This is a genomic window from Blautia sp. NSJ-140, from assembly GCF_022868965.1.
Classification (GTDB): domain Bacteria; phylum Bacillota; class Clostridia; order Lachnospirales; family Lachnospiraceae; genus Blautia_A.
The window spans coordinates 1-10,835 of sequence record NZ_JALIFS010000011.1 but is presented as its reverse complement, the minus strand read 5'-3'; the positions used below and the strand labels follow the sequence as shown (position 1 = coordinate 10,835).

Below are 10,835 nucleotides of genomic sequence, written 5' to 3'. Positions count from 1 at the left end.
CTCTTTCCTTTCCTCTTCTCAGCTGACTGAGTTCTTTGATTTTTGTGTTCATTCTACCATATTCACAATATTCGCACAATTCCAAACATTTGATTTTTATTATCATAAAGCGTCATTTTCTGCCTCTGTTGCAGCTGTTCATCTGCCTTATATACAAAAAAAGAGCAAAAAGCTCTGGTATTGGTATCGTGCAGAACTTTTCGCTCTTATTGAACTACTCTATAAACTTTTAGCCGATCTGATTTTTATTTATATTTTTCTTCAGTTCATCCAACTGCTCCTGAGCAAGTCCTGTAACTTCTCGAATTTGAGTATCCGTAAATTCTTTGAGCTTCAGCATATTAACTGCGGTTTGGATAATTCCCTGACTAAGCCCATTGGCATACCCCTCTTCCATGCCTTCCTCACGAGTCTGTCTCATATGCCGTTCTTCATCATACTCATATATACTCACTTTCTTCGCCTCCGCTCGGTTTTTTCTCAAAAAATCTGCCAGGATTCCTTCGCTGATGCATTCTGTGATCGCCCGCTCTACCGCTTCATCCAGTGGCATCTCTGCTGCATATTCTCTCACACGGAAGGTGTATTCCGCATAGTCTTCAAGGATCCTGCAGGTTTCCATCAGTTTCCGGTTATGACCTTTATCGTCATTCAAAACCTCATCAGCTCCAGCTTCTTCTCCCTGGTCAGCTGCTTGATCCGGTACTCCCGGCTCATGGCCTCCTCCTTTGTGGCAAAGCCTTCGTAATACACCAGCTTCACCGGCCTTTTGGCCCGGGTATATTTGGCGCCTGCTTTGCCTTCATTATGGGCTTTCATCCGCCTGGCAAGGCAGTTTGTCCAGCCGGTGTAGAGCGTGCCGTCCGCACACTGTACGATGTATGTATAGTTCATGTCCGTTTCCTCTTCTGTAAAAAATTTCGGCAATGTAATACCAGTACACCAGTATATTTCCGGCAGTATCCACACAGATCGTTGTCGTCCTGTAAGACTGATATCCTTCCTTCTATGTAAAGACAGCCACCGGCATTTCTTCAGCAGCCGTCCTTCTATCCTCAAGCAGCCGGCACAATTCATGTATTTCACTTACATCAAAAAATAAAGCAGGTCGGGATTCCGGCTGCGGATTTTCCCACCTGCTTTATTATACGGTTATTTCTTATTTCTGTGAATATGGAATTCACTTAATAGCTGCTCTATAGGTATCCGTATTCTGATTTTGCTGTATTTCCCGATCAATGAGCCCAGCCTACTCCATCACATAATTCTTCAACGCATAAAGCCTTCCATCAGCCTCCGCAGTCTCCACCTTCACAGCCTGCTCCTGCGTTTCCGGATAATATCTGGAAGAGAAAACAACCTCTCCGCCATTCACATAGATTTCCACAGCTGTAGTATCAACAAGAGCTCTGATGCTTTCGAGCCTACCGGACGGAACATGCGCCTTACGTACTTTTCGTCCGGCACCGGCCTTCTCGGAGAGAGTTAAGCTCACATCTCCGTCCTGATACTCCAAGAAGAGGTTTTCCCCAAGGCTTACCTTGCCCTGATCCCCCCTTACCTGAACATCCAGATCAAACGGTCCATTTACCGGAATCTCCACGTCGGAACCGCTGATAGAAACGCCAGCCTTTCTCAGCCCGTTCAGTTCTTCCACCGGATACTGATAAAGCATTCCGTTTTTATACGTAACTTCTCGCGGAACAGTCAGGCAATGCTGCCAGCCTTCGCTCTCTGCTGTAGGATTCACATATTCCTCATCTGCATCCGGCATTCCCATCCAGCCGATCAGGATCCGTCTGCCCTTTCCATCCTGGAATGTCTGGGGTGCATAGAAATCAAAGCCGTGATCCCATTCCCGGAAAGCTTTTTCCTCCGGCTTTCCATCTTTCAGGATAAAGTATCCCGACTGATAGATGTTCTGAAAACGGAATTCTTCTCTGGTCAGTCCCTGGGGAGATACCGAAAGCACTTCCTGTCCCTCAAGAGTAAAAAAATCAGGGCACTCCCACATGTATCCGAATGCCTTCTCCGTAGTAAGCTCACAGTCAAATTTCCAGTTTTTCAGATCTTCGGAGTTGTAAAAAAGTACGGCACCCTGGTCGCTTTTCTGACGGCCGCCAAGGATCATCCGGTACTCTTCACCTTCCTTCCAGACCTTCGGGTCACGAATATGGCAGGTGTAATTCTCCGGATAATCCTCACAGGAAACCGCAACTTCCTTTGTTCCGAAATGAAGGCCGTCCGCACTCTCCACATGAAGAGTGCTGGACTGCCTTCCGTTATTAATATAATCATAATCTCCATCCATCTTGATATTTCCTGTGTAGAAAAGATGAAGCTTATCTTTCTCCGCAATGGCAGAGCCTGAGTAAACACCATGACAGTCATAAATGCTGTCCGGCAGAAGCGGAACCCCTTCATATCTCCAGCTGATCATATCTTCACTGGAGTAATGTCCCCAGAATTTCAGTCCACCGTTGGCCTCAAACGGAGAATACTGGAAAAACACGTGATATCTTCCCTTGTACCAGCATAAACCGTTCGGGTCATTGAGCCATCCCACAGGCGGCATCAGATGATGTGTCAGACGGTTTGTCTGCATCGTCCTGGCAACTGCTGCCGTTTCCTCGGTTTTTCGAACTTCCTCCGCAAGGACCTTGGTCAAAGAACTCATTTATTTAACCTCCAGTACTTCAGAACCATTATTTACTGTTCCTTCTGCAAGCATTTTTACTTCTTCATAATCATCGGTATTAGTTACGATCAGCGGTGTGGTCACATCATAGCCGGCTGCCTTAATAGCATCCATATCAAAGGTGATCAGTGTCTGGCCTTTTTTGACCACGTCACCGTCCTTTACATGAGCGGTGTAGAATTTACCGCCAAGCTCAACGGTGTCAACTCCGATATGGATCAGCAGCTCCAGACCACTTTCTGTTGCAAGCCCGATGGCATGCTTTGTGTCAAAAATTGTAGAAACCGTAGCATCACAGGGTGCTTTTACTTCACCTTTGGACGGAATCACTGCCACACCCTTTCCAAGGACTTCGGATGCAAAGGTTGCATCCTTTACTTCTGAAAGCGGGATCGCAATTCCCTCAAGCGGGCTGTAGAGGGTCTGTACGCCTGTCTCTGAAGTTTCCTTCCGGGCAATTTCTGCCGGAGCATCTGATTTTTTCTCTGCTTCAATATTTTTTTCAGCTGTTTCCTGTACCTCATCCTTATATCCGAACATCCAGGTAAGCACAAAAGCCACACCGAATGCGATGACAAACATCAGGATATAACCAACTGGATTATTCAGGCACAGCAGTATTCCAAAGATACCGGTAACACCTGTTCCTGTGGCACCAAGACTGGTGATGGAGGCAAAAAGTGCTCCGCATGCACCACCCAGGCAGCCCATGATAAACGGCTTTCCGAAGCGGAGGTTTACACCGAAGATTGCCGGCTCTGTGATTCCCATGCATGCGCTTAAAGCAGAAGGAACAGCCATGGATTTGATCTTCTGATTTCTGGATTTCAGGCCTACAGCAAGAGCTGCACCACCCTGTGCAACGTTAGCTGCAGATGCAAGTGGCAGCCAGTAGGTAACGCCGAATTTGGCCAGCTGTCCAAGGTCAATGATGGTGTACATGTGATGAACACCAGCAACAACAGTCGGTGCATAAAAGGCACCCATGATAAAGCTTCCGATTCCAAATGGCAGTGCGATCAGCCACTGAATCCCATCCAGAAGTCCGTTCTCAACAGCTACGAAAATCGGTCCGATAATGGAAAGTGTAAGATAACCGGTTACAAAAACACTGACAAGTGGTGTTACAAAAAGATCGAACATTGCAGGTACGACCTTATGAAGTCTTTTCTCGATCTGTGCCAGTACCCATACTGCAATGATAACCGGGATCACATGTCCCTGATATCCCACCATGTCAATGGAATAAAGTCCAAACCATACCTTCTGCGTTGCCTGCACACCCTCTGTTGCAACAGTCCAGGCATTCTGCAGATTTGGATGGATCATGATCATACCGATAACCGCACCCAGATAAGGGTTGGCACCGAATACCTTCGCACCACTGTAAGCGATAAGGATCGGCAGAAATGTATACGCTGTGTTGCTGAAAAGCTGTGCAAATACATAAATGGAACCATTTGTGTTAATATTCAGAAAGCCGTTGTTTACCATGAAGTTCAGGGCTTCCATGATTCCCATCAGGAATCCGCTGGCTACGATAGCCGGGATGATCGGGACAAAAATATCTCCCAGTGTCTTGATCAGCCTCTGTACCGGATTGGCCTTGGATGCTGCCACCTTCTTAAGTTCATCCTTACTGCTCTCTGATATTCCGGCGATCTGGATAAATTCATCATAAACCTTGTTTACAACTCCTGTTCCCAGGATGATCTGCATCTGTCCCTGTGCGAAAAACACACCCTTCACACCGTCGATATTCTCCACATATTCCTTATCCGCCTTGTCATTATCCGCAATGACCAGACGAAGCCTTGTTGCACAGTGCGCCGCGGAAATGATGTTTTCTTTCTTTCCTACATGATCATAGATTTCCTGTGCTGTCTTTCTGTAATCCATGTCCTTCCTCCTTTTCTGCTACTGTTCCCGGACAGTCATCTCTTTCTTCGGATCAGATCTGTCTGTTCTTTCTTCAGCTTCCCGGGATCTATTATCTCTGATCCATTATTTTTCATTTATTTATGAGATTGATTTCATATACATATTCATACAAAGAACGATGATTTTTCCATTTTTTTAAGTTTTTTGATGATTTTAACACTTTTCAATGGTTTGTTTTATGTTGTTGCTTGCGTTCTTATATGGAATCGTTCTCATATCTTGCTTGTATTATAACCACTGCATTCTTATTTGTAAATCCGCAACATCTCACAAATTTCTTCGTTCAAAATTGTAAATATTCTATAAGAACAGATGCAAGACAGACAAACCAGTCAGGACATCACAGAAAAAATCTGGCATTTTTTTGTGTTTGCCTAGCCATAACACATGAGCACACAAAAAGAAGCAGGTCTTTTTCTCCCAAAAGATCTGCTCCTGTTCCACAATAACTTATAATTTCTTCCCCCTGTCTGCGAGGATATTCTCTGTTACCTGTGAGATTCCCGTTCCACAAGCTCACATCCCATTTTTATTTCCTTGCTGATCCCGGTATCGTTCTCAATGAGATCAGCCAGCATGGCTGCTGCCTCCATTCCGCTGGTCTTATAATAAAAATGTACCGTTGTCAGCTTCGGTTCCACGATCTTACCCGGAACTCCATCCCCAATCCCTGCGATCTGAACATCCTCGGGAATGCGAAGCCCGATCTCCTTCAAATAAGTCATGGCTCCCACCGCCATAGTATCCGTAGCACACACAAGAGAATCTATGGAAGGCTCCTCTTCAAAAAGCTCCTTCGCCATCTCATAACCGGAATCCATGGTGAAATTTCCTATCTTCATCCTCTCCGGCACGACCTCCAGCTTAGCTTTATGGATAGCATCCATAAAACCTTTTTTCCGGCAGGCACCAACTGCCTCGTCCTTATCTGTAACGCCGATATAGGCAAACTTTTTTCCCTTCTCTGACAGCTTCTCCGTGACCTGAAAAGCTGCTTTATGATCGTCCTGATAAATACAAGGATATCCGTCCAGATGCTGTCCCAGGATCACGATCGGCACCTTGTAATCCTTCAGCATCTGTTTATGCTTTCTAGTAAACATGGTAGCAATAAGAACCACTCCGTCCACCTGGCGTTCTTTAAACAGAGAAAGGTATTTCAGTTCTTCTTCCACATCATTATTGGTATTAGCAAGGATAAGCTGATATCCTCTCCGTGTAAGAATATCACTGATCCCTTCCACCTCACGGCTTATAGTATCTGAATTGATCTTTGGAAGGATGACACCGATGAGACTGGTTTTTTTAGTCCGCAGTGTCTGTGCCTGGGAGGATGGCTGATATCCTGTCTCCTGGATCACCCTGCGGATGACTTCTTTTTTTTCACTGCTGACATATCCATTATTCAGATATCTGGATACCGTAGCTCTGGAAACTCCGGCAAGCCTGGCTATTTCATTAATGTTCATAACTTATGTACCTCTTCTTTTATCCTGTTATATCTGTCCTTGTATGCATATTTATAATATAGATTATACACGGTTTCTTTCCGGTAAAAAAGATTCTTTTCCTACATAAATGGAAATTTTTGGTTACTGCTCACTCCGTTCTCAGTAACCGGCAGCATGATTCACAAGGCAGAGGATACGGGATGCATATACCTCCCATCCCGTATCCTCTGTTTCCAGAAATTTCCCCGATAGATCTGTTTTTCGGTTTTCCCTGTCATTCCAGATATTCAAACGGATCTACCGGTACGCCATCCTTTTTCATTGCAAAATAAAGATTCGGGCCTTCTACAGAATAATATTTTGTAGGTGCACTGATATTTCCGATCACTTCACCCTCCTTTACTGTATCACCTTCTGCCACAGTAAGGTCCTTCAGCTGCCCATATACTGCCTGATAACCATTTCCCAGCTCCATAGTCACAGTCGTTCCCGTACAGGCATCCTGTACAATAGAAAGCACCTGACCATCTGCCGCTGCATACACCGGCGCATCCTCCACTGCCTGCAAAGCAATGGCAGGGCTTACACGATACTGATCCAAAGTCGGATAATATACGGTTTCATCCATATTGTAATCCACAAGAACCGTTCCTCTGACCGGCCATTCCATAATGGAATCCTCCGTAAAATCCAAGGCCTGTGCCGCAATTCCGACAGCTGAGGTCTCCGCGGTATCTGTGGAAGCTCCAGCTCCGTTATTCACCGCTCCCTCTGCCGCTGCATTTCCGGCATTATCTGCTGTATTTCCAGCACCTTCTGCACCTGCTGCCGCAGACACGCTCCTATCCTCCGTACCACTTCCATTATCTGCATATGCCGCTGCATTTTCGGCTGTACCACTTCCTGCAGTCTCACGGATGCTTCCGGTCACTCCGTCTGCATCTGCTCCGGCTTCTGAAGCTCCTGACAAACCTGCTTCATCTCCGTTTTCTCCATCAGAAATCTCATCCTGTACTGCATCCTGCCAGCCATCTCCCGCAGCTGCAGCATCTTCTGCGTTTTCTCCGTCCGAAAGCTCCTCCTCCAGCCCGGTCTCTTCTGCCTGTGCAGAATTTTCCTCCTGGGGATTTTCTGCGATGGGCTTTGTTCCAAACTGATAAACAGTAATTCCAAGTGCCGCTACTGCTGCCAAAACTCCTCCGTTGATAATACCTCTCACGATTTTACTTTTCATATTCTTTCCACCTCTGTCTGATATGTTCATTTTCAGTAACAGAAAAAACAGTAAAACGGACATCTTTTTTTCCCGCTGCTGCCGTTTCGGTCACCATTTCTATATCTATAGAGTGTCCAGAATATGGCTGTCTATTCATTTTCTGAATATTTTTTTTATCAGACGTTGCTTCTGATGCCTGACCTTCTTTAATCCTCAGCTTTCAACTCCATCTCCGGAAAATATCTTTTCAGGATCTCCTCTGCACTGCTTCCGTTTTTTGCCATCTCATTTCCACCAAATTGGGAAAATCCCACACCATGACCGCTGCCACGCACTCTCAGATAATAAATATCATCCTTTTTCTTCAAACTGAAATTCGCTGATTCCAGTCCCATTCCCGCTGCAAAGCTTTCTCCCTCCAAAAGTGTTTCCCCAATCGTAAGCTCTGTCACATAACCGGCACTGTCCCGCTTTTTGATCTTCAGCTCCCCGGAAAGCTGCCCCGCAGGAATTTCCACGATTTTTATATGATCCGGAGATTTTTTGTCCTCACTGCTATCTGCCGATTTCAGATATGTATACGCCTCATCATGAAAAACTTCTTCCCCGCTGCGGGTTTTCCCGGCACTTCTCTTATGCCAGGGAGTCAGTCTCACTTTTCCTTCATATGTAAGTACCTGCCCACCCGTCTCTTTTGCTGTCTGCTCATAGATCTGCCTTTTTTCTGCAAAAAAATATCTCCAGACTTCCTCTGTATTTCCGTTTTCCCTCAGGATCTCTGCGAGATTTTTCCCCTCGCCCAGCCACCTTTGAATATTCGACCGTGCGATCACAGTCTGCGCTTTTATGGTTTCTTTTTTCATTTCCGGGGAAATCTGCGAAAAAACAATGACCGGGAGATATTCTTCCATATCCGGCACTCTCTCTGCCAGAACCATCTCAGGTCCATTAATGGCTGCCGCCGAAAAATAAGGAAGAACAATTGCCAGAAACACCAGACAATATCGAAGAAGCGCATATTTTTTCATAAAAACACCATAAGCGTTCTTTTTCCTAATATATGTTCTTTTGCCAAAAATTATTATTTGCTGTATACTATAGCAGTTCCATGAATCAATGCATCAAAAAAAGTTATTCCGAACATGCTGCAGTAATTTATGGAAATACTATATATCAATTCAAAAAGTATCTGCAGTGATCAATCCTGCTCACAGCTTATTGCTTTCCACGAATGGAGGTATCACACACCATGCTTGCCATCTTTCTCGCACCATTATATATTCTCATTAATATTTATATCGTCCGTTGGATGATTTTGTGGATGGGTGCCTGCACTCATTTTTTCCAGATCTTTGCGTTCCGGGCATGCTTTGCAGGTGTTTATATTTTTCTGTCCACTTCTCTTCTGACCTGTTTTCTCATCCGGAAGCCCCCTGCGCTCCATCGCTTCCTGAAAAATACGGCAAATTATTTTCAGGGAACATTTCTTTACATCCTGATCGTAATCGTAACTACAGATCTCTGCAGACTGATCCTGAAGCATACGCTTCATCCGGCCTGGATGTATTCCCGGAAAGCCTTCGTAGTCACAGGCGCTGTCTGCACCCTTCTGATCATCGGTGTCAGTCTCTATGGGATTTTTAACCAGTGGAATATTAAGACAAAAACTTATGATGTGAAAATAGACAAGCAGGTGAAGGGAATGGACTCTCTAAAGATCGTCCTGCTCGCAGACATTCATTTCGGTTACAGCATCGGAGAAAAACATGCCGGGCTTCTTGTAAAAAAGATCAATGCCGAAGATCCGGATCTGATCTGTATTGCCGGCGATATTTTTGATAACGAATATGAGGGGATCAAAAACCCCAAAAAAACAGCGGCCATTCTCCGTTCACTGAAATCCAGATACGGCGTTTATGCCTGCTGGGGCAACCATGATCTCAGCGAACCGATTCTGGCCGGTTTTACCTTCCGCAATGCAAAAAAAGATTATGATGATCCCAGAATGCGGAATTTTCTGGAATCTGCCAACATTCGGCTTCTCGATGACGAAACCGTCCTCATAGATAAACGGTTTTCTCTGACAGGCCGTAAGGATCCTTCACGCTGCCGAAAAATGTCCGACACCCGTAAGGATCCTGACGAGCTTACAGCCTGCCTTGACAAAACACTCCCGATTATTTTTATGGATCATCAGCCCGGTCAGCTGGATGAAGTGGCAGCCGCAGGCGCAGATCTTGATCTCTGCGGTCATACTCATGACGGTCAGCTGTTCCCTCTGAACATCATCACCGGCCTGATCTGGGAAAATTCCTGCGGTTACCTGAAAAAAGGGACTATGCACAACATCGTTACTTCCGGCGCCGGCATATGGGGCCCGAATATGCGTACTGCCACAAACAGTGAGATCTGCTCGATCACAGTACATTTTTATCCTGCCAGACCTAATTCCTCTGATCCCTCATAAATATCTTCCACCGGCAGTTTCTCCGTACTCTCACTATCCTCTATGCTACATTCGCACAGATATAAAACAAAATTCCCGCCTGCTGCCTTGAGCAACAAACGGGAATTTATCTGATCCAATTAAAAAGTGAGGCATCGGGGATTCGAACCCCGGACAACTTGATTAAAAGTCAAGTGCTCTACCGACTGAGCTAATACCCCATATTTTATACTAAAACACGCTCAGGCTTTTTCCAACTAGCCATTCGTATGTTTTGCATCAAAACACGCTCAGGCTTTTTCTAACCAACCATTCGTGTGTTTTACATTAAAACACGCTCAGGCTTTTTCTAACCAGCCATTCGTATGTTTTGCATTAAAACACGCTCAGGCTTTTTCTAACCAGCCGTTCGTATGTTTTACATTAAAACATGCCCAGAGCCGGAATCGAACCAGCGACACGAGGATTTTCAGTCCTCTGCTCTACCAACTGAGCTATCTGGGCATAAGTAGCGGGGACAGGATTTGAACCTATGACCTTCGGGTTATGAGCCCGACGAGCTTCCAGACTGCTCCACCCCGCGTTATTAAATGTTAAAAGCCGATGATCGGACTCGAACCGATAACCTGCTGATTACAAATCAGCTGCTCTGCCAATTGAGCCACATCGGCATTTAAGTGGATGGAGAAGGATTCGAACCTTCGAAGGCGGTGCCAACAGATTTACAGTCTGCCCCCTTTGGCCACTCGGGAATCCATCCATAATCTATGGGACCTATAGGGCTCGAACCTATGACCCTCTGCTTGTAAGGCAGATGCTCTCCCAGCTGAGCTAAGATCCCATATTTAATTCATTACAGCTAAGCTGTAACGACCCAGAAGAGACTCGAACTCTCGACCTCCGCCGTGACAGGGCGGCGCTCTAACCAACTGAGCCACTGGGCCATTTTAAGGTTTGTACCTTAAAAACTACATACATGCTTGTTGATCGTTAATCAAACTCTTTGAATCAATTCTTAACCTGCGTTTCTTGGTCAAGCCCTCACCCGATTAGTAACAGTCAGCTCCATGTGTTGCCACACTT

General features: G+C 45.5%; 8 protein-coding genes and 7 tRNA genes. 1 reads left to right on the top strand and 14 read right to left on the bottom strand.

What is annotated here, in order from left to right; genetic code table 11:
* Positions 1-229: 229 nt before the first annotated feature.
* The 7 genes from MUB50_RS12640 to MUB50_RS12610 form a co-directional block, all read right to left on the bottom strand.
* Complete coding sequence (locus MUB50_RS12640) at positions 230-655, bottom strand: hypothetical protein (protein WP_118626575.1); 426 nt, start codon at positions 653-655, stop codon at positions 230-232.
* Complete coding sequence (locus MUB50_RS12635; protein ID WP_118626573.1) at positions 652-894, bottom strand: GIY-YIG nuclease family protein; 243 nt, start codon at positions 892-894, stop codon at positions 652-654. The genes MUB50_RS12640 and MUB50_RS12635 overlap by 4 nt, the downstream gene beginning before the upstream one ends.
* Before the next feature lie 355 nt (positions 895-1,249).
* Positions 1,250-2,677: a glycoside hydrolase family 32 protein gene (locus tag MUB50_RS12630; RefSeq protein ID WP_118626571.1), complete on the bottom strand. Its 1,428-nt coding sequence runs from the start codon at positions 2,675-2,677 to the stop codon at positions 1,250-1,252.
* Positions 2,678-4,597: a PTS beta-glucoside transporter subunit IIBCA gene (locus MUB50_RS12625; RefSeq protein WP_118626569.1), complete on the bottom strand. Its 1,920-nt coding sequence runs from the start codon at positions 4,595-4,597 to the stop codon at positions 2,678-2,680. It abuts the gene before it with no gap.
* 530 nt (positions 4,598-5,127) lie between these two features.
* Entirely contained in the window at positions 5,128-6,108 is a 981-nt protein-coding gene (locus tag MUB50_RS12620) for a LacI family DNA-binding transcriptional regulator (RefSeq protein ID WP_118516213.1), read from the bottom strand.
* A gap of 256 nt (positions 6,109-6,364) precedes the next feature.
* On the bottom strand, positions 6,365-7,324 hold the full coding sequence (locus MUB50_RS12615; RefSeq protein ID WP_118626567.1) for a M23 family metallopeptidase: 960 nt from the start codon (positions 7,322-7,324) through the stop codon (positions 6,365-6,367).
* A gap of 188 nt (positions 7,325-7,512) precedes the next feature.
* Entirely contained in the window at positions 7,513-8,334 is an 822-nt protein-coding gene (locus tag MUB50_RS12610; RefSeq protein WP_118626565.1) for a SpoIID/LytB domain-containing protein, read from the bottom strand.
* A 293-nt stretch (positions 8,335-8,627) separates the two neighbouring features.
* Between MUB50_RS12610 and MUB50_RS12605 the strand changes: the two genes are divergently transcribed.
* Complete coding sequence (locus MUB50_RS12605) at positions 8,628-9,773, top strand: metallophosphoesterase (RefSeq protein ID WP_330637530.1); 1,146 nt, start codon at positions 8,628-8,630, stop codon at positions 9,771-9,773.
* 127 nt (positions 9,774-9,900) lie between these two features.
* Here MUB50_RS12605 and MUB50_RS12600 read toward each other — a convergent pair.
* From MUB50_RS12600 to MUB50_RS12570, 7 genes are all read right to left on the bottom strand, one after another.
* Positions 9,901-9,973 (bottom strand) — tRNA-Lys (locus tag MUB50_RS12600).
* 210 nt (positions 9,974-10,183) lie between these two features.
* Positions 10,184-10,256 (bottom strand) — tRNA-Phe (locus tag MUB50_RS12595).
* A 5-nt stretch (positions 10,257-10,261) separates the two neighbouring features.
* A tRNA-Met gene (locus MUB50_RS12590) sits at positions 10,262-10,335 on the bottom strand.
* A 15-nt stretch (positions 10,336-10,350) separates the two neighbouring features.
* Positions 10,351-10,423: transfer RNA gene (locus MUB50_RS12585), tRNA-Thr, on the bottom strand.
* 7 nt (positions 10,424-10,430) lie between these two features.
* Positions 10,431-10,512 (bottom strand) — tRNA-Tyr (locus tag MUB50_RS12580).
* Positions 10,513-10,520: 8 nt separating this feature from the next.
* A tRNA-Val gene (locus MUB50_RS12575) sits at positions 10,521-10,593 on the bottom strand.
* 29 nt (positions 10,594-10,622) lie between these two features.
* A tRNA-Asp gene (locus tag MUB50_RS12570) sits at positions 10,623-10,696 on the bottom strand.
* Positions 10,697-10,835 lie beyond the last annotated feature (139 nt).

What these genes read in the sequence shown, in the direction of transcription:
- MUB50_RS12635 (WP_118626573.1), bottom strand. Translation starts at nt 894, where the DNA reads ATGAACTATACATACATCGTACAGTGTGCGGACGGCACGCTCTACACC.
- MUB50_RS12630 (WP_118626571.1), bottom strand. Translation starts at nt 2,677, where the DNA reads ATGAGTTCTTTGACCAAGGTCCTTGCGGAGGAAGTTCGAAAAACCGAG.
- MUB50_RS12625 (WP_118626569.1), bottom strand. Translation starts at nt 4,597, where the DNA reads ATGGATTACAGAAAGACAGCACAGGAAATCTATGATCATGTAGGAAAG.
- MUB50_RS12620 (WP_118516213.1), bottom strand. Translation starts at nt 6,108, where the DNA reads ATGAACATTAATGAAATAGCCAGGCTTGCCGGAGTTTCCAGAGCTACG.
- MUB50_RS12615 (WP_118626567.1), bottom strand. Translation starts at nt 7,324, where the DNA reads ATGAAAAGTAAAATCGTGAGAGGTATTATCAACGGAGGAGTTTTGGCA.
- MUB50_RS12610 (WP_118626565.1), bottom strand. Translation starts at nt 8,334, where the DNA reads ATGAAAAAATATGCGCTTCTTCGATATTGTCTGGTGTTTCTGGCAATT.
- MUB50_RS12605 (WP_330637530.1), top strand. Translation starts at nt 8,628, where the DNA reads ATGGGTGCCTGCACTCATTTTTTCCAGATCTTTGCGTTCCGGGCATGC.